Source organism: Cyanobacteriota bacterium, assembly GCA_027618255.1.
Lineage (GTDB): Bacteria > Cyanobacteriota > Vampirovibrionia > LMEP-6097 > LMEP-6097 > JABHOV01.
The window spans coordinates 1-21578 of record JAQCFG010000034.1 but is presented as its reverse complement, the minus strand read 5'-3'; the positions used below and the strand labels follow the sequence as shown (position 1 = coordinate 21578).

General features: G+C 38.7%; 24 protein-coding genes. 9 read left to right on the top strand and 15 right to left on the bottom strand.

The genetic code is table 11. The features are described from left to right. The 11 genes from O3C63_06015 to O3C63_05965 form a co-directional block, all read right to left on the bottom strand. On the bottom strand, positions 1-317 hold a 317-nt coding region (locus O3C63_06015; GenBank protein ID MDA0772481.1), incomplete at its 3' end, for a uroporphyrinogen decarboxylase. A 275-nt stretch (positions 318-592) separates the two neighbouring features. Further along, the gene (locus O3C63_06010; GenBank protein ID MDA0772480.1) at positions 593-1012 is read right to left on the bottom strand and encodes a hydrogenase iron-sulfur subunit; all 420 of its coding nucleotides are present in this window, start codon (positions 1010-1012) and stop codon (positions 593-595) included. After that, positions 1012-2136, bottom strand: coding sequence for a cytochrome b N-terminal domain-containing protein (locus O3C63_06005; GenBank protein MDA0772479.1), 1125 nt, complete (start codon positions 2134-2136; stop codon positions 1012-1014). The genes O3C63_06010 and O3C63_06005 overlap by 1 nt, the downstream gene beginning before the upstream one ends. Then, entirely contained in the window at positions 2136-2450 is a 315-nt protein-coding gene (locus O3C63_06000; protein MDA0772478.1) for a hypothetical protein, read from the bottom strand. Before O3C63_06000 ends, O3C63_06005 begins: the two co-directional genes overlap by 1 nt. Next, positions 2447-2692, bottom strand: coding sequence for a hypothetical protein (locus tag O3C63_05995; GenBank protein MDA0772477.1), 246 nt, complete (start codon positions 2690-2692; stop codon positions 2447-2449). The genes O3C63_06000 and O3C63_05995 overlap by 4 nt, the downstream gene beginning before the upstream one ends. Continuing rightward, entirely contained in the window at positions 2693-4102 is a 1410-nt protein-coding gene (locus O3C63_05990) for a cytochrome b N-terminal domain-containing protein (GenBank protein MDA0772476.1), read from the bottom strand. Positions 4103-4143: 41 nt separating this feature from the next. Further along, a complete protein-coding gene (locus O3C63_05985) occupies positions 4144-4749 on the bottom strand; it encodes a Rieske 2Fe-2S domain-containing protein (GenBank protein ID MDA0772475.1) in 606 nt (201 codons plus the stop codon). 1 nt (position 4750) lies between these two features. Further along, positions 4751-5536 carry a c-type cytochrome gene (locus O3C63_05980; GenBank protein ID MDA0772474.1) on the bottom strand — a complete coding sequence of 262 codons (786 nt, stop codon included), beginning with the start codon at positions 5534-5536 and terminating at the stop codon, positions 4751-4753. Positions 5537-5743: 207 nt separating this feature from the next. Continuing rightward, positions 5744-5938, bottom strand: a complete 195-nt coding sequence (ccoS, locus tag O3C63_05975; GenBank protein MDA0772473.1) for a cbb3-type cytochrome oxidase assembly protein CcoS — start codon at positions 5936-5938, stop codon at positions 5744-5746. After that, the gene (locus tag O3C63_05970; protein ID MDA0772472.1) at positions 5928-7034 is read right to left on the bottom strand and encodes a cbb3-type cytochrome c oxidase subunit II; all 1107 of its coding nucleotides are present in this window, start codon (positions 7032-7034) and stop codon (positions 5928-5930) included. Before O3C63_05970 ends, ccoS begins: the two co-directional genes overlap by 11 nt. Positions 7035-7050: 16 nt before the next feature. After that, positions 7051-8442 (bottom strand): cbb3-type cytochrome c oxidase subunit I, encoded by a 1392-nt coding sequence (locus O3C63_05965; GenBank protein MDA0772471.1) that lies wholly within the window; start codon positions 8440-8442, stop codon positions 7051-7053. A gap of 272 nt (positions 8443-8714) precedes the next feature. On the opposite strand from O3C63_05965, the gene O3C63_05960 reads away from it, so the two are divergent. Further along, positions 8715-9275, top strand: a complete 561-nt coding sequence (locus tag O3C63_05960) for a hypothetical protein (GenBank protein ID MDA0772470.1) — start codon at positions 8715-8717, stop codon at positions 9273-9275. A gap of 102 nt (positions 9276-9377) precedes the next feature. On the opposite strand, the gene O3C63_05955 is transcribed toward O3C63_05960, so the two are convergent. From O3C63_05955 to ubiA, 3 genes are read right to left on the bottom strand one after another with little or no spacing between them, the layout of a single operon-like run. After that, on the bottom strand, positions 9378-11021 hold the full coding sequence (locus O3C63_05955) for an ABC transporter ATP-binding protein (GenBank protein MDA0772469.1): 1644 nt from the start codon (positions 11019-11021) through the stop codon (positions 9378-9380). Next, positions 11021-12613, bottom strand: coding sequence for an ABC transporter ATP-binding protein (locus tag O3C63_05950; GenBank protein ID MDA0772468.1), 1593 nt, complete (start codon positions 12611-12613; stop codon positions 11021-11023). Before O3C63_05950 ends, O3C63_05955 begins: the two co-directional genes overlap by 1 nt. Beyond that, on the bottom strand, positions 12606-13466 hold the full coding sequence (ubiA, locus tag O3C63_05945; GenBank protein ID MDA0772467.1) for a putative 4-hydroxybenzoate polyprenyltransferase: 861 nt from the start codon (positions 13464-13466) through the stop codon (positions 12606-12608). The genes O3C63_05950 and ubiA overlap by 8 nt, the downstream gene beginning before the upstream one ends. Positions 13467-13548: 82 nt before the next feature. On the opposite strand from ubiA, the gene O3C63_05940 reads away from it, so the two are divergent. Next, entirely contained in the window at positions 13549-14202 is a 654-nt protein-coding gene (locus O3C63_05940) for a hypothetical protein (GenBank protein ID MDA0772466.1), read from the top strand. Here the strand turns inward: O3C63_05940 and O3C63_05935 are convergent. Beyond that, on the bottom strand, positions 14192-15196 hold the full coding sequence (locus tag O3C63_05935) for an NAD(P)/FAD-dependent oxidoreductase (GenBank protein ID MDA0772465.1): 1005 nt from the start codon (positions 15194-15196) through the stop codon (positions 14192-14194). The two genes, O3C63_05940 and O3C63_05935, sit on opposite strands and share 11 nt — an antisense overlap. Before the next feature lie 201 nt (positions 15197-15397). Between O3C63_05935 and O3C63_05930 the strand changes: the two genes are divergently transcribed. Genes O3C63_05930 through grxD form a run of 7 tightly spaced genes read left to right on the top strand, consistent with a single transcriptional unit; the run spans position 15398 to position 21353 of the window. Then, positions 15398-15889: an Rrf2 family transcriptional regulator gene (locus O3C63_05930; GenBank protein ID MDA0772464.1), complete on the top strand. Its 492-nt coding sequence runs from the start codon at positions 15398-15400 to the stop codon at positions 15887-15889. A gap of 10 nt (positions 15890-15899) precedes the next feature. Beyond that, positions 15900-17351: a Fe-S cluster assembly protein SufB gene (sufB, locus tag O3C63_05925; GenBank protein ID MDA0772463.1), complete on the top strand. Its 1452-nt coding sequence runs from the start codon at positions 15900-15902 to the stop codon at positions 17349-17351. 19 nt (positions 17352-17370) lie between these two features. Further along, positions 17371-18129 carry a Fe-S cluster assembly ATPase SufC gene (gene sufC, locus O3C63_05920; protein MDA0772462.1) on the top strand — a complete coding sequence of 253 codons (759 nt, stop codon included), beginning with the start codon at positions 17371-17373 and terminating at the stop codon, positions 18127-18129. Next, positions 18126-19499 carry a Fe-S cluster assembly protein SufD gene (gene sufD, locus O3C63_05915; protein MDA0772461.1) on the top strand — a complete coding sequence of 458 codons (1374 nt, stop codon included), beginning with the start codon at positions 18126-18128 and terminating at the stop codon, positions 19497-19499. Before sufC ends, sufD begins: the two co-directional genes overlap by 4 nt. After that, positions 19492-20760 (top strand): SufS family cysteine desulfurase, encoded by a 1269-nt coding sequence (locus O3C63_05910; protein MDA0772460.1) that lies wholly within the window; start codon positions 19492-19494, stop codon positions 20758-20760. Before sufD ends, O3C63_05910 begins: the two co-directional genes overlap by 8 nt. Beyond that, entirely contained in the window at positions 20757-20996 is a 240-nt protein-coding gene (locus tag O3C63_05905) for a BolA/IbaG family iron-sulfur metabolism protein (protein ID MDA0772459.1), read from the top strand. Before O3C63_05910 ends, O3C63_05905 begins: the two co-directional genes overlap by 4 nt. 15 nt (positions 20997-21011) lie before the next feature. Further along, positions 21012-21353, top strand: coding sequence for a Grx4 family monothiol glutaredoxin (gene grxD / locus O3C63_05900; protein ID MDA0772458.1), 342 nt, complete (start codon positions 21012-21014; stop codon positions 21351-21353). The last annotated feature ends 225 nt before the right edge of the window (positions 21354-21578 follow it).

Sequence of the window (21578 nt, the reverse complement as noted above, 5' to 3'; positions counted from 1 at the left end):
GTTCTAATGGGCTCAGCAAATTTGGGAGAACCTGTTGCAAAACTTACAGCTGATCCCATCGGTTCAAGCGGCACCAAAATATCAGAGAACATAATGATCGCATCCACCCCCAGAATCTCATAAGGCTGGATAGAAACCTCTGCTGCTTTCACTGGGTTTTTGCACAAATCCAAAAAACTAAAATCTTTGCGTATTGCTTGGTACTCAGGAAGATACCTTCCAGCCTGACGCATCATCCATACAGGAGCTCTATCGGTAGCTTCACAACGCAGTGCTTTGAGGATTCTGTCGTTTTTAATTGTTGTTTGAGTTGTCATTGGATTATTATAGCCTGTGGACAAGATTACTACAGCGTAAGTAAAATCCCAAAGCGATGTAGCTAATTTGCTTAAATGCAAGGCTTGCGAGAGCCCGCAGGGCGTTCCCGAAGTTGGTTAACACCAACGAGGGCAAGCGTAACGCAGCAGTTAAGTAAATTAGCACAGAGCCCAATCATGCTTCGGCAATAAGCCCAAACGCCGATATCATCAATAGCGCCAAAAAGAAAATCACATAAAAAATAATATTGTCAAAAACGATATCTACTTTAGTTTTAGCTGGCATTAGCAGCCTCCTTCTCTAATTCAACAGCAACATGATCTTGAAAATCACGCACACGTTTTTTGAAACTACTTACTTGAACTTCAGACATCCAAAGACCTTTGAGTCTATTTTTCGGTACTGTTTTTTTGATTACTGGTGGTCTCAAACCAAGCATACGTTCACGGCAAAACTTGTTACCTTCACGGAAGTGACAATCACCAATCTGACAGCCCATCGCTATTACACCTTGGGCACCATCATTAAATGCTTTCTCGATCATTCTTGGTTGAATAATACCAGAACAAGGAACTCTAACTACATATGCATTGTCAACATCCTTGAGATTGGCTCCATGTTTGCCTTCAAGCTCGTTATCAAGATTGACACTACGCTCACAAGCAATTACTACTACTCTTTTCTTGTCGCTCATTAAACACTAGCCTCCAAAATCATTCTAGTCTGATCCATATAATCGGTAGAAATATGCGCAGGTAATTCAATGGCATCAAAGTTGCAAGCGCCAACACAAAGACCGCACTCAGCACATCTTGCATCAATCACAACTGCAATTTCCTTAAATTTAGAACCGTCTGTTCTTGGTGCCATATAAATTGCTTCATAAGGACAATCAACAGCACAAAGCTTACAACCAACACAAGCATCTTTGTTTACTGTCGCAGGTTCATCATCTCTTGATTTAACAAACTCTGGAAGCAAGATCGCTATCAGCGTAACTACAGCTAATGCAACCCAAGTCCAAATATTGCCAAGGTAATCCATAACAGGGAAAATCCATAAATAGAACCAATCCATATCAAAGTAAGTTGGAGTAGCAATTAAGACGGCTTCAGGTCCTGAAGTAGCTGGCATTAATCCTGCAAATATAAGAATAGTTCCACCAAGCAGACAACCGAGTGCCCAAGTGACGTTGACCACAGGTCTTGAGATTCTCATATAGTGAATCCACAGCATAACAAGTAGCGAGAATGAAGTACCTGTGTGCAGGAACAGAGCCATGCTCATTGTATAGTTGCTTATTGCGTTGTCATTAATAAAAGCATGTGACCAGGCTTGTCCCCAGATAGGGAAAGCAGCAAGAAACTCACTAATTTTGGTTACTATAATGTAAGAACGCTCGTCCCACACAAGAATATAACCAGAGATACCAATAAGGGTCATCATGAATATTAAAGCTATTCCTGAGTACCAAGCAATGATTCTATATGATCTATATCTATCAGTGAAATAAACTCTAAGAGCGTGCAGCAAGACAGTGATCAACATCGCATCAGCAGCGTATCTATGAATACCACGAATCATATCTCCAAAAGGAATCTTGTGAGTGATGTACTCGACTGACTGGTAAGCACCTTCAAGTGTCGGCATATAGTATACAAACAACAATAAACCTGAAAGGAATAAAATCCACATGAAGAAATTTGGCATCGCACCATGATAATAAAGAATGTTTTGCTCTGAAGAAAAGATCTTGTTGAGGGCATCCTCAATTCTCAAAAACACTACTTGACCGGCTCTAACTATTTTTGTAAACATTAATTGGTTACCTCGTAAAACTCATCTGAACGTCGATTGGCAATCATAATACTAAGTCCAGAGAATGCAAGTGCAATTCCTAAACATGCAGCGTACCAAACGGTAGTTACTTTTTCTTGGCTAGCTGGATCGATCGTCAAACCTAATGGCTCAGTCATCATATTGATGTATTTAATGTTTTGAATAGTACCAGCATCAAAGTAAGCCTGATCAGCTCCCATCAACTCAAAATATCCCATCAAGGTAAACATCAAACCAAAGACCGCGATATTAGCTAATGCAACTCCAATCTGTAACCATGTTAAATTTTTCATTTGTTTTCCCTCCAGTTATAAATCAGCTCAAAAGGCGCAAAACTCTCTTTGATATTGTTTTTGGCACGCTCTTCACTATAGATCTTGTAAGTCAAGAATAACATTGAAGCTGCAAAAATAAAAATCCAAAGACCGTTCATCAGGTAGCCTTGAAGTTCTTCTCCTGCTTTAAAATATCTATAACCACCAAAGAATTGGGTGATTGAATAAACCGCTAAAATAAATACTGTCCAATAAGCCATTTATTTAGCATCCTTTTTGCAAGCACAGCAAGATTCCCACATTGCGGTAAGTATATGCAAAGCAGCAAAACCACCATAGAAAATCCACATACGTCCCCAAGAACCGTCAGCAAAGAAAGTGTTGCCAAGTATATCTTCTAAAGGCAAACCAAAATAAGGCACTGTATGAATTCTTCCTAAATAGCAAACCAAGAATAAAACATGAACTAAAGCAAGTTTCCATCTATTAATTCCGGCATATTGTTTCTGAGAAAAATAAATTCCAATTGCAATCAATATAGTTGTACCAGCAACCCAGTAAGGTGGGTCTGTGTTGATATTGGCGATATTAAGAATAATCAAAACAGAGAAAGCAATAGTACTAATTGCACCCATAATAGCAGTCCACATAATTATTGGTCTCTTGGTAATACTCTTCTCCTTGCCCCGGTCAAAGAACGGCAACAAAAGTACAGTTGCAGGAATTAGCATAGTAATAAACGTTGCTAGTACGGGCTCGATATATTTGTACATTTGATAAAGAGCCAAGAAATACCAGTCAGAAAGAATTGGTAATGGCGTTACAGCCGGGTTTGCTCTTGCTCCCATTTCAGCAGGGAAAATAGTTGCAGCTGCAGCTATCATAAAGATGATCAAGAATCCCTCACTCCAAGGAATATTGAAACGCTTCTTTTTGTTGCTATAAAAATAAAGCTCAACAACAATCAAACCAATAGTCGATAATGCCATATGCATTGAATAGAATCTAGTGATTGTCGCTTGTCCAATGGCACTACCACCAAGCAAGATTTGCTGAGTAACCATTCCCATATTAAAGTTGATGTATTGATTAAGCAGTTTCATATCCAGAAGAATTCCACCACCCTCAGAAACAGGGATCGCTGGCAAACTAGTTGGTACACCCCATTTGACTAATTGAGTAACAATAGTCTCACCTAAGAAAGCTAAGTTAAGACCAAACTGGTCCATATAACCAGGGAAGGTCGCAAATACTTTGGTCGCCCAAAAAGCTCTTTGGTTCCAAATTAATAAATAACCAGAAAGTCCAGAATAAAACCCAAGTAGCAAGAGGAAGAAACAAATCCATAGATTGAGTTCTCTGTTGCCTTTGTAATCAGCACAAATAAACATACGGTACATCTTCAAGATACAAGCAATAATAAAAGCATCAGCTCCATACTTGTGCATACCTCTCATCAATCCACCAAATGGTATGTGTTCTTGAATTACAATGATAGTGTCATATGCTTGTTCAGATGTTGGCACATAGAAAGCTACCAATATAGCTCCAGTAACAATAGTTACTATCCAAGTGAGCCACTGTATTGGTCCAAGTTTGTACCATACATTGTCTACTTGTTTATCAACAAAAGTTTCATCAAAGAAATCAACATTCTTTAATCTATCCATTACTGATTTTTTTGCTGCTTTAAATATAGAAGGCAATTCCATTAAGAGATCCCTCCTGACTCTAAACTACTAACCAATATTCTTTCTCCTTGTCTTATGAAGTTAAACTTAAATGGTGATCTTGGTGCAGGACCAGAAACTACCTTGCCTCTACCTTTGGTGTCAGTTTGCATTGGGTCATAAACTGAAAGATGACAAGGACAAGCAAAAACTTTTTGTCCTGGAGGCGGAGCATAGTTATATCCCTTAGCTACCTCAGCTTCAATAGGAACGAAATTAAACACACAACCTAAGTGAGGGCAAACACGACTAAATACGACAAAGTCAGCACTGCCGTCTGGCGTCGGGGTTCTAACAATCACACCAGGAATAGTTTTGATTTGTTCACCGACAGAAGTATATTCGCGATTAGACTCTTGAAACATAAAATACTTAAAGGACCAGTTCTCGGGGAAATCAGAGACACTGAAACTGATCTCACGAACCGGTGATGGTTTGTCTGGTTGCTTGAAGATCTCAGCTGTTGCAAGCGGACCAGAACTTGGCTTGAGAAACCTAACAAAGGGTGAAATAAACAATGCCGAAATGCCGCCAATTACGGGGACTGCAAGCAAGGTCTTTATAAACTCTCTTCTTTCAAATTTCATATTAATTAGATTCACCTATTTCTTTCTTATAATCTTCAAGTTTTTGTCGACCGATATCCAGCCTGTCTACTTCTTGAGAATATGCAAAACTACGAACATAACGAACTAATTTCCAAATTAGCTCAGGATTAAAATCTTCTTGTCTATCAAAGTCATGTCTATCTTTCCAAGCAGGCATTGCTGTCCAAGGAATTCCATAAGAAATCTCATTAAATAATTTCTCGTCAGAGCGAGTATAAAGACGCTTGAACATATTAAAGTTGGCAGGTTGAGGATTAAGCATCTTGTGTAAGTTACCATCTCCCTGTCCTCTGGTTCCATGACAAATAGCGCAATTACCACCAAACAGTGCATCCATTTCTGAAGCTTCTTGTGAGTTGGCTGGGTAATAACCAAGTATATTAGTTCTCATATAGAGTAGCGAATCCCAACGCTCATCAATAGTCAAAGCCTTATTCATTTGGTGCTTATGACCACAAATTCTTTCAAATTGTTTTTCTGGACTTTGTGCGCGCATATAGCTAATAACTTGCTGGTCTTTAGTAGGCGGCTCTCCGTGACATCTAGCACAATTGGCTTGGTATACTTTCTGACCACTAACGATTGAAGGAGTATGTGATGGATAAAGGAAGTCGGGACACTGGGCTCTATCCACTTCAGAGTGCCAGTCTTTAATTAGACTTGACTGCAATCCAGTACGTGAAGCAGCCATTAGAGGTGCAACAACAATTAAGCTCATTATCAGCGCTAGTGAAACAATCCAGACGATTCTTTTTTTACTTTTCATTTTGACTTTAATATCCATAAAACGGTATCCAACTAATGCTACACCAGGCGATAACTAAAATATATAGTACTACCAAAAATAAAGGTGGCTTATTGTGGCTAACTTTGTATTCAGCAGCAGGTGTTACTAAAGATTTTGACAAGGCTGGTGAAATTGGTGACATTTCATCTAGATTTAAATTGGTATTTGTATTTTCCGTCATATGTTTTAAACTCCTGTCCCCATCATCTCGAATTTGGCTGCCTCAATATCATCAAACTGTCCACTTTTAAAAGCCCAGTAAGCCAAACATCCTGCTAATAAAAAGAATGTTGAAGAAAAAATTGCAAAAACCGCAATCCCTTCCTTGTTAAAGACACTCAGTATCCAGTCTTGAAGAGAAAAAGCAATATTAGTGTCCACTAGTTCCTCCTGCACTGGTCTCTGTACCAGTCAAGCCACCTGGATTTACATGGTAAGTACCAGTAGCTTTGTGATGTCCAATTTCTTTGTATTTGTTTATTAATCCAGTAGGCAGTACTGATTGCTCTTCCCAATCCTTATCATTAATTGTTTGATAATCCTGAATAATCACTTCTTTGTCTTGTGGAAGAGTTTTTAAGAATGCAACTAAGTACCACATTTGTTCAGGCTTCAGCGCAAGTTTCCAACGCGGCATTCTGGTACCAGGTACACCCTCTGCTACTTTATAGTACCAAGTCTTGTCAGAATAAGCCTTGAAGAAAGGTCTTGAGAAGTTGGCTGGTTTTTTGTTCATGGCAAGAGCGTTTGGTCCGTTACCAAGTCCGTTCGTTCCGTGACAAGCTGCACAGTTTTGTCTAAAGATTCCAGCACCACCATTGGCAGCTGTTGCACTATCAACGTTGGGTTTGTGGTGTTCAGATGCTACCCAAAAAGCTGTGTCAGCTTCTGGATAATATGCTTCGTAAATTGGTTTATTCTCAGGATCTTGAAAACGCTTAGCACCAAGTGTTTGTAGATAGGCAACCAAGTTAGCTGTGTCTACCTCACTCAAGAAACTAAAAGAAGGCATAATTGAACCGGGAGTATAAGCTCTTGGATTATCAAGATGTCCAATATGCCAGGCATCTGGCATTTTGAGACCTTCATTACTCAAGTCTGGACCTGTTCTTGATGTACCCAATACGTTTGGTGTTTCATTAACATAGTCACCAGCATGTACTCGAGAACCGAAATCTCTATCCTGTGGTCTAACAAATTGTGAGTGGCAATAAAAACAACCTTCTCTGACGTAAACTGCACGTCCTTTACCAGCCTGACTTAATTTAGGTTTGCCCTTTTCATCAATGACGATATTGCCATCAGTATCTTTGAGAACATATTCCATCGCATACTTTGTAGGCTTGATATTAATCATCGTCATATCAGGAATCAATACAACTACTGTGTAGATCATCATAAAAGACAGAGCAACTACAACTGCTGGCAGTATATATCCCTTTGTACCTATTTTTTCATTTGTATTTTTGTCAGACATTTCCTAAATCCTTTCCTTAGTTCTCAGTTGGTACCGCCATATTAAGTTCATCCTCAGATGAAATACTTGGGCTATTCATACTTCTAAATATATTGTAGGCAAATAAACAGCTACTGGCAAACATCATTACTCCTCCAATTGATCTAACCAACCACATTGGTGGGAGAATTAATGACCATTGAGCTACTGGGTAACCAAGAGCCCATCCTACTGACTGCTGTAATCCACCTACAGTAAGACTCAAGAAAAATAATAAGAATCCAATTGTAAGCAACCAATAATGCCATTTAACTAAACGAACACTGTAAATCTTTTTGCCAGTAAGTCTTTGTATGCCGTAATAAAGTGATCCTATTACAAAGAATGTAAATGTACCAAGCAAAGCGGCATGAGCGTGAGCAACAACCCATTGAGTGAAGTGAATGTACCAATTGATTCCACGTGTCGCCTGAAAAGGTCCTTGTATACAAGTAATGAAATACCAAAAAGCACCTGTCATCACAAAACGAAGTGGCATATTTGTAGTCAGCATCCACCATGATCCTTTCATTGACATATAGAAATTAGTTAAAACGGTTATCACCGGGATGACTAAAGCTGCAGAGAAAATTACCGCAAGAGCTTTAAGCCATTCTGGCACTGGTGACTGTAGTAAATGATGAGTACCTGTGGGTGCATAGAAAAATGCAATAGTCCAAAAGCCAATCATTGACAAGCTATGACTCCAAATCGGTTTACCGCTCATCTTAGGTACCATGTAATAAGCTATACCAACACCAAGTACTGTAAACCACATTCCCAATATATTGTGTCCATAAAACCAGTTGAGGATTCCATCATTCAATCCATCCATTGCAACAAAAGTACGGTTACCTACTAAATAAACAAACGGCATCCAAAAGAAAGCCCCCATGATATACCAAACGGATACATAGAGTTTTTTGACTTGTCTATTAAGAACTGTTCTAAAAAGATTGTAAGAAAGTAAGAATAGTCCTACTAAAACCAAAATATCAAAAGGCCAAGTATATTCCGCATACTCACGTCCCTCTGTAAAGCCATTCATTAATGCTATTGCACCGCCACCAATAACAAAATTCCAAACATAGCAAACAAAGTTGGCTAATTTCTCTGAGTAGAGCTTGGTCTTACAAAGAGCTGGGATAATATAAAGCGCCGAACCAATATTAGCCATTGACAACCAGCCAAAGGCAATTGTATTCACGTGAGCAGGTCTCAAGTGCGTAAACGATAATTGAGGTATTCCTTTAGTTAAATCTGGAAAAGAAAACTCCAATGCTGCTAAAAGGCCAGCAGCCATTCCTAATACCAACCAAACAATGGCTGAGAACATAAAGAACTTGGCTGAACTACCCTCATCCGAACTTAAAAATTTACTGTTAATCATGCTTTGTACCACCAATGTTCCGAACTTAAAATTGTATTCATTGTTATTCTTTAAATCACTAATTCGATGAAATCAAATTTCTAGTGAATCGATCTAATCATATAAAGGATTGCAAGAAACGTCAGCGATAAATGAAGAAAAATACCTAATCTAAGCAAAAATTAAGAATTAGTACTGGTATGTATACATACAAAGGGATCAGGGTCGTATCCTGTTTAACCTAGTCTTAACTTGAAATTGTTAAAAGTACTTGGGAGAACTAGGTTTTCATTATGGTTGCTGGATTATTAATAACAAAATTTATACAACTATCTGGCCAAGTACCGACAATTTTACTTGGTGCTCAAAAATCTGATGGTAGTCAGATCAACAAACACATACCGGAATCAATATTAGGTAAAATACCTGGATTTAAGCCAAATAGTTTTGACTTAGCAAATGGAGCCCATCTGAAATTTGGAAACGTACCTGGTCACGAAAAAGGAGCCAGGCTCCAAATTGTTCTCAACCTACAACAAGGTAATTCATTTGCAGTATCAGCTGGATCTGGGATCGATATAAAAACAAATATACAAGAAGGGTCGACCAATATACCAAGTAGAGTCAGCCTACAACTTGCTGAAGGTGCTACGCTTACTGCCCAAAAAGGTAAATTAAATATAGATGGCAAACATTACCCTAGTGAATTGAGGGGCTTTGATGATGATACTAATGTCACTGTTGCACAAAATAACGGCAAATTACAATTTTCCTTAACTAATATAAATCAAGCAAAAATGGCTGGCGTTGATAATGACAACAGCTCATGGTCGAGTCTTGGTGCTACTGCTTAATTAAGGGTGCACTGAGAAATGCAAAGTATCAACCCCTATCTGACACCTGCTTTGCACGGTCAGAACCTTTTTTCATAGACCCGACTAGAAAAACTTCGTTTGTCAGCGTGTCAGCAAACCGTTTTCAAGTTTCAATACCAAGTCCGCACTCTTAATAGTCTCTAATCTGTGAGCAATAGTAATTAAAGTCTTCCCTTTGATATATTCATTCAATAATTCATAGATCGCCTTCTCTGTTTCCAAGTCAATCTTGGCTGTTGCTTCATCAAGCACAAGAATCTCCGGTCTAGCAACTAATGCACGAGCAAAGTTGATCACTTGCTCCTCGCCAGATGAAACATTGGACAAATTCAAAAGATCACGTTCTTGTCTTAGACCAGGAGCCAAGTCGAGGAAGCGCTGAGCAAGCTGCATATCAAGCTTGGACTCGTCTCGTCCTAGTTTGATATTGGATTCTAAATTACCTGCAAAAATATATGTGTCTTGGTGAATCACGGCTATTTTTTCTCGTAGTTGATACTGAGGAATCTCTTTGATGTCGACTCCATTAATTTCAATTAAACCTTGATCAAGTTCATACAGACGAGTCAATAGTTTAATGATGGTACTTTTGCCCGAACCAGTCTTGCCGATAATTGCTATTTTTTGACCTTGCTGTACTTGAAAACTAACGTCATTAAGTACAGGTGTTTTGTCTTGATATTGAAATTGGATATTTTTAAAATTGATAAGTGGCGCATCTTTGTTCTCTTGTGTGCAAGTTAAAGATTTATGGTCTTGAATACTAATCGGTTCATCTAATAATTCACTCATTCTTTCTATTGCAGTAAAAGCAGATTGAATTACCGTAAAACGATCACTAAGATTGCGAATCGGCTCAAACAGTGCCTGCGAGTACTGTATAAAAGCAAGTATCATACCGATACTTAGTACAGAACTAGCAAAGATCTTTGAACTAATATAAATTAAAGCGATGATAGCAAACAGTGAAATCATTTCTATAGTAGCCGAAAGCCGTGCATCTGCTTTGATACTTTCGTCATTGGCTTTAAAATATTGACGATTGTATTCAGCAAACTTGTTCATACTTTTGGCTGTGCTGTTTAATACTTGAACAACAGAAATACCAACTATATTTTGTTGCAAGAAAGAATTGAGCTTAGCAAGCTCCTTGCGAGCCATCAAATTGGCTTTACGATAAAGCTCTTGGTAATAAATAGTAATAAAATAAATCGGTATCAAAAAAACTGAAACTACTAAACTCAATCTCCAATTGAGGTAAAACATAAATAATAGAATCCCTAGAATATTGAAAATATCGAGCAGAATTAAAACCAATCCACCAACAAAGCTTTCAGCGAGTTGCTCCATGTCACTAGTGACTCTTGAAACCGAGCGACCAACAGGATTGCGGTCAAAGAAGCTCATAGACATAGATTCAAGATGCACAAAAAGAGAGTAGCGAATATCAGCTACCATCGACTGACCGACTTTGTTCATAATATAGAACTGTGCAACTTGCAAAACAAAATTGATAGCAACAGCGCCAAGCAAGAATAAAGCATAAGTCCAAAGTCCAGCTAAATCAAATGCAGCAATAGGACCGTCAACTGCTTTTTGTAGCAAAACAGGTTGAATAGAATAGGTTGCAGAACTTAAAGGTAAAATAGCTAATGCGATAATAATTTGCCATTTGAAAGGCTTCATGAATGGATATAGGGTTTTGATTAGCTGCCAGTTATTCATCAGCCTACTCTCTCCAATTTAATTAATTGATCCATCTCATTTAAAATACTTTCATTATGAGTAATGAAAATAGTAGTTTTGTTTTTACGCAAACCGATGATATTATGCAAAATCAACTTAGAGCTCTCGTTATCAAGACTACTTAAAGAATCATCGAGCACTAAAATCTCCGGATCCAGTGCTAATGCTCTGGCGATAGCAATTCTTTGTCTCTGTCCTCCTGAGAGGGTTACACCACGCTCACCAACTATACTGTCATAGCACTCAGACAAGGACATAATCTCATCATGGATATTCACTTTCTTAGCGAGCTCAATCACTTGATCTCGACTTAGATCTTTGGCGTAAACAATATTATCAAAAACCGAACTCGAAAAAAGAAAATTAGTTTGGGGTACTAGGTTCACCAAAGTACGCAATGAATTTAATTGAATATCCTTGATATCAATCCCATCAATTAAAATCTCATCATCAGTCAACTCTTTAAGATGCATTAATTTATGAGCTAGTACTGTTTTACCTGAGCCGATTGCACCGACAATACCAACCATTGATCCTTTAGTTATTTTTGTATTAAGGGCTTTGATTTCAATTTCAGTTTCAAAGCTAGTTTTTTTAATAGCGTCGTCACGATCTTTGATAGTCGGATCAACTTGAAGAATACCGTTAATTCTTTTTTCACTTACTTGAGCTCTATAAATGATAGTGATTAACCAACCAAGCGTGGCGACAGGCCAGATCAGCCTTTGAACATAAAGTGCATAAGCAGCAAAGTCACCAGCACTAAACTCTCCAGCGATAATTGATTTACCACCCATGTACAAAAGTAAAACAAAACCGAGACTTGCAATTACTCGCATCACTGGCCCAATAAAACTACGCACCTGAATTAATTTCAAATAGGCTTGTTTTAATTGATCATTGATAACAGAAAAACGATTGAGCTCTGCCTGTTCTTGAGCGTAAGCCTTGATAATATGAATACCACTCAGGTTTTGTTCAATGAAATTACTAATACGTGCAAGTTCTTCTTGAACCCAATTTTGATAGTCTTTGATCTTGCCACTTAAAGAAATCACAAATAGAATCACAATAGGAATCAAAGCCAGAAAAGCCCAGGTTAATTCGGTATGTAAATCAAACATCAAAGGTAGAATCACAGCAAAAGCAATTACAGTATTGAATATATTAAGCATTGCAAAACCACCAAGGGCTCTAATAGACTGGACATCATTAGTGATTATTGAAATTAGGCTACCCGCCTGAGTCGAGATTCCATCTTTGGAACTCTCCGAAAAAAAACCAGGTGGCAAGGTCACCAAATGATTAAAGATATCTTTTTTAAGTTCAAATTCAATCTCACGACCAATAGCAAATATGATTTGGCGAGAGGCCGCTCTCATTATTGCCATTAGCACAGCAAGAAAACTAGCCCAAGCTAGAACTTCTAACAGAGCGGAGTCCTGAATTTCAATCATGTCTACTACTTTTTTTATAAGCTGTGGAATATAAGCAGCCAAGAGATTAGTGATAATCAAAAAGACAATCCCTAATAAATATCCACGATAATGTTTGAGCAAATACTTAAACACTCAAACTCAACTCCAATATTACAAAGACCATGATCATTACAGAGATCCAACTATTAACAGTAAAAAATGCCTTTTCAATTTTCTGTTCGTTGACTAGTCGCTGTTCATAAAACAGTGCTACAACAGTAAACAATATTGCCAGCTTGAAATAAAAACCAAGCTCAAGTTCTTCACCACAAAGATATAAGAAGATTGGTGTTAATAAATGAGTAAAACGAGCGATTTTGACGGCTGTCGCTTTGCCAAATCGGGCAGGGATAGAGTGAAGTTTTTGACTTAAGTCAAAAACTTCGTCTTGTAATGAATAAAAAATATCAAAACCTGCAACCCAAAAGCTAACAGCAAGTGCAAGGTAAACTGGCGCCAGTGAATCTAAATTACCAGTAACAGCAATCCAAGCTCCAAGCGTAGCCCCTCCAAGAGTGGTACCAAGAACAAAATGACAAAGCCAAGTCACACGCTTCATCCAAGAATAAGCAAAAAGCCAAGTCAAAGCAATTGGCAAGAGGATTTGACAAAGTCTTGGTAATTGAAAAGCCGAGAAAATCAAAATCGTTAATGAAAGAATCGCAAAAAACCATGCTTGCTTTTTACTGATCTTGCCTTGAGGAATTTCTCTATCTTGAGTCCGCGGGTTACGTGAATCAATCTCAGCATCAAAAATCCGGTTAAGGGTCATACCAGCAGAGCGCGCTCCAAGTAAACAGAGACTAATCCAAAAGAAAACCATCCAGTCAATTTGACCATTTTGATAATCAATTGCCAGTAAAGCTGAGCTGATAACGAAAGGCAGTGAGAACAAAGTATGTTCTAGCTTGATCATTTTGCTCCATTTACTCAATATCTCCAACATTAACAAGATTAACTCTATCAGAGAAAGAAAGAATTTGCTATTATCTACCCTCGTGATTTTGATACCCCCTATCAACTTGCAAATGACAACTGGGAGCAAGCGGCTGGCACCTGGCATAGAAACACTCATTGAATTAATACCTCATTTTTTAGCACGCTTCGGTGTATCAACTGAAAGAATAAACAAAACTAACACTCTCAAATGGCTCATAAAACAAGACCTCCTCGATTTTGGATCGGATAAAGCAGGAACCCTAACTAAATGCCTCAGAGATCTTGGTAATAACAAAGTAGATAGTATCTATTTTCCAGAGAGCACACTGGTCAACCCAAACAGTGAACATAAATCCTGGACTGAAATTCCAAACAAGAGTAAGAGGATCATTACAAGCTTACTCATTGGTAATTATGATAAACCAATACCTACGGAAGCTAAATATCAACTATCACAAAAGCAACTAGAACAACTCATGCAAAATATATTAAGGATATTAAAGCCTGGAGGTTTTGCAGTTATGGATCAAAAAGCTTTTGGTAAATATCCACAAGGATATGATCGAGACTATCTAAATCAAGTGACACAAACAATGATTAACATGGGAATTAGCATGAGTCTCATTAGCACAAATTCAGATACCTCTTTTTATGTTTTTTATCAACAAGACGATTCACCTCTCAAAATAGCAAAACAAATTGCTGACGAGATCAAAGTTACTGGTCAATTGACTATGGCTTAACTAAGCTAAGCTGCTTTTGATTATTTCGATACTCAAGTCTCAGCTTAGCATCCATATCATCAATCGAGTCTACCGCTTGATCCCAAGCAGTATAGATTTGATACTTGCCAGTATCTCGCAAATCACCGGCAACGTACAAACCTGGGACACTAGACTCACCCTTGTCTCCGCAAACTACATTGCCCTTGGCATTCACTTCTGCACCAACTTGCAAAGCTAGTTCGTTATAAGCAATTTGTCCTAATAAAGCAAAAGCAAACTCTACCGGTTCAAACTTACCGCCTTCAAGTTCAACAGCTTCCATCTTGGTTTTCGGATCTCCCTTGATTGATTTGATAGCTTCAGTGATCACTTTAATATCGTAAAGCTTGAGAAGTTCTTTGACATCATCTGAGAACTCTGGCTCATGACCATTAGTAAAAATCTTAAGCTCAGGTGGTTGATAACGCTCATGGAGCATGATTGCAACCCAAGCAGCTGGCGCGCCGTGACCAATAGTAGCGGTGATTTTGTTTAATGATTTGTGACCATCACAACGCAAACAATAATCGATATGCCCTTTGTTGGCAAAAGGCAAGACCGGCTGAATCGAGCCATCTATCTCTGGTTGCATATCCATAATGCCAGTTGCAAGCAAAACATACTTGGCTTGGTAGCTTTCACCCTTGGCTGTTTCAAGTTCAAAAATTCCATCTTGGTTTTTAGTTAGTTTACTAACAGCATCTGCCACAACAGTGAGCTTGCTAGCAAACTCAGATTCTTCTTGAATCCATTGTAGGCTTGATGTGGTAGCAGAACCAATTGGTCTTGGGATACCAGAGCTGTAAGGCATGTTAACAACGTGCGAGACCCAAGTAGCTCTTGATTTTTTATTGGTCTTCGCGTCACCCTTGAAAACAATTGTGTCTTTGTTATTGAGAACTGATCGCAATAAACCCATTTGTCCAGCTGCACCTGCTCCGATAACTGCTATTTCAAAAATTTGCTTTGGCATAGTAATTATTATTGCATTATGTCTTTCTCCATTCGACTGCAATACATATTAATTCAATCTTGATATATTTCTAAAGATTAAAAGATATTACTACAAACTTTGAGCTTTTTAGCGATAATCATCGCAGTCAGCGATTTTGCATTAGGGACTTTTGTTCATGATCTAACGCAGCAGCTGGACAAAAGCACCAAGGCAAAACAAATGAAGATCACTGCACATGAGGAATACGGTTTGAGGATCATACTTAGATTAGCTAGATTGCTTCAATCTAGTCCTAGCGGCTTGGTATCTATCAACGAAATAGCTAACGCAGAAGCTATTAGCTATGAAAATACAGCAGCGATTATTGGCAAACTCAAGGAAGCAGGCTTAGTTGAAAGTACTCGCGGAAAATACGGCGGCTACAAATTATCAAGACCTAGTCCAAGTATCAATCTCTATCAAATTATCGACGCACTTGGTGAAGCGAGTTTTGGTATTGATTTTTGTAATAAGCACTCAGGCAAAGAAGAAAACTGTGTAAACTCAAATGATTGCTCGGTAAGACCTGTCTGGTCATCACTCAATAGCATGGTGAATAATTTCTTGGCTGGGATTAGCCTTGCGAGCCTACTCAATAAAGAACAAAACACTATCAACAATATCAGAGGACAAGTACGCAATTTTGCAGAAGTGCAAATGAGCTACAACTAAAATGGTAACAATGGACACTAATCTAGAAAACCTTCAAAATCAAAAGTACAAATATGGCTTCACTAGTGAGATTGAAGCGAATAAATTCCCCAAGGGAGTAGACCAAAACGTAGTAAGAAATATTTCTGCTATCAAAAATGAACCAGGGTTTATGCTCGATTTTCGTCTCAAAGCTTTTGAGCAATGGAACAAGATGAAAGAACCAAAATGGTCACGAGTTCATTATCCGGCAATTGATTTTCAAGACATTATTTATTACTCTGCACCCAAATCAAAAATGAACGCAGACGGCAAATCTAAAGGGTCGCTTGATGAAGTTGATCCAGAAATATTAAGAACCTACGAAAAGCTTGGTATACCTATTGCAGAACAAAAACAACTACAAGGGATTGCTGTTGATGCAATCTTTGATAGTGTTTCAGTAGCTAACACTCACAAAAAAGCTCTAGCAGAAATCGGCATTATTTTCTGTTCAATCTCGGAAGCAGTTCAAGAACATCCCGAACTTGTTAAAAAATATCTTGGTACCGTAGTACCGAATACTGATAATTTTTATGCCGCACTCAATGGAGCAGTTTTTAGTGACGGGACTTTCATCTACATCCCGCCTAATACCAAATGTCCAATTGAATTATCGACCAACTTTAGAATTAACACCGAAGGTTCAGGACAGTTTGAGAGAACCCTGATCATTTGCGACGAAGGTAGCTATGTCTCTTACCTAGAAGGTTGTACAGCGCCGGCCTTTGATACCAATCAACTGCACGCAGCTGTCGTTGAACTTATTGCAATGAAAGATGCTGAGATCAAATACTCTACAGTACAAAACTGGTACGCTGGAGATGAAAATGGCAAGGGCGGGATTTACAACTTTGTAACCAAGCGCGGGAAATGCCAAGGAGACAACTCCAAAATCTCTTGGACTCAAGTTGAGACTGGATCTGCAATCACCTGGAAATATCCTAGTTGTATTCTTCAAGGTGACAACTCTATTGGGGAGTTTTACTCAGTGGCACTTACTAACAACATGCAACAAGCAGATACCGGCACCAAAATGATTCACATTGGTAAAAACACCAAGTCAACCATCATCAGCAAAGGTATTTCGGCAGGTAAATCAGAAAACACTTATCGAGGGCTAGTCAAGATCGGTCCCAAAGCTCAGAACGCCAAGAACTATACTCAATGCGACTCTATGTTAATCGGTTCCAACTGTGCTGCCAATACGACTCCATACATTGAAGTAAGTAACAATAGTGCCAACATCGAACACGAAGCATCTACTTCCAAAATCTCTGAAGACCAATTATTTTATTTGCAACAAAGAGGCATTAGTATAGAAGATGCCATTAGTACTATCATTAGTGGCTTTTGCAAGGATGTATTTAAAGAGCTACCTGGAGAGTTTGCAGCTGAAGCAAACGCACTAATGAGCCTTAAATTGGAGAACTCTGTAGGATAGACCCAAAGGAAGATATATAATGACCGAAACAATACTTAAAATAGAAAAACTCAAAGCCGTAATCGATACTGAAGAAGGCAAGAAAGAAATCCTCAAAGGACTTAACCTAGAGATCAATGCAGGCGAAGTGCATGCGATCATGGGACCAAACGGTTCTGGCAAAAGCACTCTATCAAAGATTCTTGCTGGACATCCAGACTATGAGGCAACAGGCGGCACAGCAGAGTTTTTAAACAAAGACTTGCTTGAACTCGCTGCTGAAGACAGAGCCAATTCGGGATTGTTTCTTGCGTTTCAATACCCAGTAGAGATTCCCGGTGTCAACAACCTCAACTTCCTAAGAATGGCTTATAACTCGAAACAAAAATATCAAGGCAAAGAAGAAATGGACCCACTTGATTTTGATGATTTCATTGAAGAGAAAATCAATATACTCAAAATGGACTCTAGTTTCCTTGATCGTAATCTCAATGAAGGATTTTCTGGTGGGGAGAAAAAGAAAAACGAAATCCTTCAAATGCTAGTACTTGATCCCAAACTTGCGATCCTTGATGAAACCGACTCAGGACTGGACATTGACGCGCTCAAACTAGTAGCCGAAGGTATCAATCAATTCAAAAACAAAGGCAACGCTGTATTGATGATTACTCACTATCAAAGACTACTTGATTACGTTGAACCAGATTTTGTGCATGTACTTAGTGGCGGTAAAATCATCAAGACTGGCGACAAATCACTAGCACTAGAATTAGAGGAAAGTGGCTACGCAATCTCATGACAAAGACTCCTATAGATTTCGAAGAAAAAATTATCAGAGATGCTTCAAACACCATCTCTCAGCTTCGTTTCATACAAGATCGCAAACAACTAGCTCTAACCAAACTCAAAGACTTAAACTTTCCTTCTGGCAAAGATGAAGACTGGAAGTATTTTGATTTCAATGATATTCTTGGTTTTAATCAAAATGTTCAAGATCAGCAAATTGAAGCAAAAGATCTTGCAGCACTCATTGACAAGTATGTCTACAGAGAGACTGTGAGTAATTTAATCGTCACAATTGACGGCAATTATTCTAAAGAGCTTTCTAATTTCAAATCTGAACAAATCAAAATTGTTAATTTCAACAAGGCTGAAGAAATTGAAGCTCAGCCAGAGCTCAAGTCAATCACAGAGAAATTCTTTGCACAAAATCTTGAACAAGAGACTAAGTATTTCAAAACAGTAAACACAATACTTATGGATAGTGGTTTCTTGCTACATATTCAAAAGAACTACAATAGTCAAAGCCCAATACAAATACTACATATCTCAACCAAAGCCAACTTTAATCAAATTAGATCATTGATTTATGCTGGTGCCAACTCCAACACTAACCTAATAGTTAATTATATTGGACACGAAGCGAGCAAGTACTTAACTAATGCAGTTATCGAAACCTATCTCGACGATGGTGCCGAGCTTAAACTCGACAAAATCCAAAACGAATCCAAGCAATCAACCTGCCTCTACAACTTAGAAACAACACTTTGCCGTGATAGCAAATTCGAATTCAATTCATTTAGTTTTGGAGCCAAATCAAGTCGAGATGACATCAATATCAATCTTAATGGCGAAGCTGCAGATGCTTCTATCAATGGTCTCTATGTAGTTAACGGCGATCGCAAATCACATCACAAAGTAGTAATCAATCACAATGCCCCGCACACTCAAAGTAGTCAGCTCTTTAAAGGGATACTGCAAGATCAATCGAGAGCTGAATTCAACGGATTAATTGAAGTTGCTAGAGCCGCACAAAAAACCAACGCCTTACAACTCAATAAAAACTTATTACTCTCAGACTCTGCTCACGTAGATTCAAGACCACAGCTCAACATACTTGCTGATGATGTCAAATGCGCTCATGGATCGACAGTTGGTAATATCAGCGCCGAAGAATTATTCTACTTAAATAGTCGTGGATTAAGTGATCTTGAAGCAAAAGCAATACTCACCTATAGCTTCTGCCAAGAAGTTATTGACAAGATCTCAATAGAGTCAGGAAGAAACTACGCTAGCAATCTTGCATTTGCAAGCCTGGGAGCTAGTCACGATGGTACTCTAGAAGCACTTGCTGAAAACAAGAAATTCAAACACTCACGCTATGACTAAAACTTGTAACATCACTCAAGCCCGCAAGGACTTTCCAATACTTCAACAGTACTGCTACCTTGATAGTGCAGCTACTAGCCAGAAGCCAGTGCAAGTCATTGAAGCGATGAGAGAGTTTATGACTAACTCCAACGGCACCGTAAGAAGAGGTGTCTATGAGCTTAGTGTTCAATCAACGCAAGCATTTGATCAGGCTAGAGAAACGGTACGCAAATTTATCAACGCTAAATCAAGCAACGAAATCATTTTCACCAAAGGTACTACTGAGTCTATCAATATGCTCGCTTATTCATTCACTGAGTGGTTGAGATTGGGGCAAAAAGAAATTACTAACACTAGTGAGATCCTGACGTCAGCTTCGGCTCCTCATAATGACATAGAAATTCTAATCAGCGGGCTAGAGCACCATGCCAATATAGTTCCATGGCAAATCCACTGTAATCGAATTGGTGCCAAACTTAAATCAATTCCGGTACTGGACAATGGTGAGCTTGACCTAGAAGCATGCAAAACACTCATCGCAAGTGGCAAAGTCAAACTCGTAGCTGTTACGGCACTTGCTAATTCAACTGGCACAATAGTTCCAGTCAAAAAAATCACAGAGCTTGCCCACCAACACGGAGCTTTAGTTCTAGTGGATGGCGCTCAGGCTGTGGCTCATCAAAAAATAGATTTGCAAGATCTTGATGTTGATTTCTTTGCTTTTTCTGGACACAAGCTTTATGGACCAACCGGCATTGGAGTGCTTTATGGCAAAGAAAAATACCTAAACGCCATGCCTCCTTATCATGGTGGTGGTGAAATGATAGACAAAGTCACGCTAACTGAGACAAGTTTTGCGCAAGCACCGTTCAGGTTTGAAGCTGGTACTCCTCCTATTGTTGAAGCGATTGGCTTAGGGGCTGCGATTGATTATATTGCAGGTCTTGGTATTGAGAATATCTCTCAATACGAAAACGAACTCTACAGCTACGCGCTTAGTAAAGCCAAAGAAATTGAAGGACTAAAAATCATAGCAAGCACAGAAAATAAAACTAGCATTATTAGTTTTGTATTTGATGACATTGGTAGCTTTGATATTGGTACGATGATGAACGAACATGGTGTTGCAATTAGAACCGGTCACCATTGCGCTCAGCCTGTAATGACAAGGTTTGGAGTAGATTCAACGGCAAGAATCTCAATTGCGTTTTACAACAATAAAGAAGATATAGACAAGTGCTTTGAAGCACTTGCAAAAACGGTAAGGATATTTAGATGATACTAGAAGCACAAGACATAGAGAACCTACTCAAAGAGAACCTAACGGTAGAGTCAGTTGAAGCAATTGATCTCAAGGGCGGTAATCACTGGCAAGTAAATGTCGTATCAAGTGATTTTGAAGGACTTTCAAGAGTGAAACGAGAGCAACTGGTACAACGCAGTCTCAAAGACTTACTGGCAAATGAGAGTATTCATGCTCTTGTTGTTAAAGCAAAGACCAAGGACGAATTATAAACAAAGGAGAACAATATGCAATTTGGAAATCAAGTAGAGGGTGAATTAAACCAGGAGCTCAAAGGGAAAATCGAAGAGATCTTAAAGAAAGACAAAGTAGTACTCTTCATGAAAGGCAATAAACAAATGCCTCAGTGTGGCTTTTCAGACACTGTCGTCAAAGTGCTTAATTTTCATGGTGCCGAGTTTGCTGACTATGACATACTTGCAAACCCTGATCTTAGATCTGGCATGAAAGTCTATTCAGAATGGGCTACTTTCCCGCAACTCTATATCAACAATGAATTCATTGGTGGCTGCGATATCGTTATGGAAATGCACGAGAATGGTGAAATAGCTACTGCTCTCAAGGCTTAACACGTTGAAACTCCTGTCGCGTCGTAGCTTCGCGAAGACGGATAACTAGATCTTAATATCAATATGATCCAATGTTACTGAGGTAATTAAGATCATGGCAAGAAGCAATACAACAGGGCTCGGCGGGACAAGTGGTACTTTAGCAGGTACTGCTGCAGTGCCTGCTAAAGTACCAGCTAAAGTGACAAGAGCTTCTGCTCTTACTAAGGGACCTAACGCTAAAAT

Excerpts from the sequence above, each read along its gene's own strand:
- O3C63_06010 (MDA0772480.1), bottom strand. The coding sequence starts at position 1,012 with ATGAGCGACAAGAAAAGAGTAGTAGTAATTGCTTGTGAGCGTAGTGTC.
- O3C63_06005 (MDA0772479.1), bottom strand. The coding sequence starts at position 2,136 with ATGTTTACAAAAATAGTTAGAGCCGGTCAAGTAGTGTTTTTGAGAATT.
- O3C63_06000 (MDA0772478.1), bottom strand. The coding sequence starts at position 2,450 with ATGAAAAATTTAACATGGTTACAGATTGGAGTTGCATTAGCTAATATC.
- O3C63_05995 (MDA0772477.1), bottom strand. The coding sequence starts at position 2,692 with ATGGCTTATTGGACAGTATTTATTTTAGCGGTTTATTCAATCACCCAA.
- O3C63_05990 (MDA0772476.1), bottom strand. The coding sequence starts at position 4,102 with ATGGATAGATTAAAGAATGTTGATTTCTTTGATGAAACTTTTGTTGAT.
- O3C63_05985 (MDA0772475.1), bottom strand. The coding sequence starts at position 4,749 with ATGAAATTTGAAAGAAGAGAGTTTATAAAGACCTTGCTTGCAGTCCCC.
- O3C63_05980 (MDA0772474.1), bottom strand. The coding sequence starts at position 5,536 with ATGAAAAGTAAAAAAAGAATCGTCTGGATTGTTTCACTAGCGCTGATA.
- O3C63_05970 (MDA0772472.1), bottom strand. The coding sequence starts at position 7,034 with ATGTCTGACAAAAATACAAATGAAAAAATAGGTACAAAGGGATATATA.
- O3C63_05965 (MDA0772471.1), bottom strand. The coding sequence starts at position 8,442 with ATGATTAACAGTAAATTTTTAAGTTCGGATGAGGGTAGTTCAGCCAAG.
- O3C63_05960 (MDA0772470.1), top strand. The coding sequence starts at position 8,715 with ATGGTTGCTGGATTATTAATAACAAAATTTATACAACTATCTGGCCAA.
- O3C63_05955 (MDA0772469.1), bottom strand. The coding sequence starts at position 11,021 with ATGAATAACTGGCAGCTAATCAAAACCCTATATCCATTCATGAAGCCT.
- ubiA (MDA0772467.1), bottom strand. The coding sequence starts at position 13,466 with ATGTTGGAGATATTGAGTAAATGGAGCAAAATGATCAAGCTAGAACAT.
- O3C63_05940 (MDA0772466.1), top strand. The coding sequence starts at position 13,549 with ATGACAACTGGGAGCAAGCGGCTGGCACCTGGCATAGAAACACTCATT.
- O3C63_05935 (MDA0772465.1), bottom strand. The coding sequence starts at position 15,196 with ATGCCAAAGCAAATTTTTGAAATAGCAGTTATCGGAGCAGGTGCAGCT.
- O3C63_05930 (MDA0772464.1), top strand. The coding sequence starts at position 15,398 with ATGAAGATCACTGCACATGAGGAATACGGTTTGAGGATCATACTTAGA.
- sufB (MDA0772463.1), top strand. The coding sequence starts at position 15,900 with ATGGACACTAATCTAGAAAACCTTCAAAATCAAAAGTACAAATATGGC.
- sufC (MDA0772462.1), top strand. The coding sequence starts at position 17,371 with ATGACCGAAACAATACTTAAAATAGAAAAACTCAAAGCCGTAATCGAT.
- sufD (MDA0772461.1), top strand. The coding sequence starts at position 18,126 with ATGACAAAGACTCCTATAGATTTCGAAGAAAAAATTATCAGAGATGCT.
- O3C63_05910 (MDA0772460.1), top strand. The coding sequence starts at position 19,492 with ATGACTAAAACTTGTAACATCACTCAAGCCCGCAAGGACTTTCCAATA.
- O3C63_05905 (MDA0772459.1), top strand. The coding sequence starts at position 20,757 with ATGATACTAGAAGCACAAGACATAGAGAACCTACTCAAAGAGAACCTA.
- grxD (MDA0772458.1), top strand. The coding sequence starts at position 21,012 with ATGCAATTTGGAAATCAAGTAGAGGGTGAATTAAACCAGGAGCTCAAA.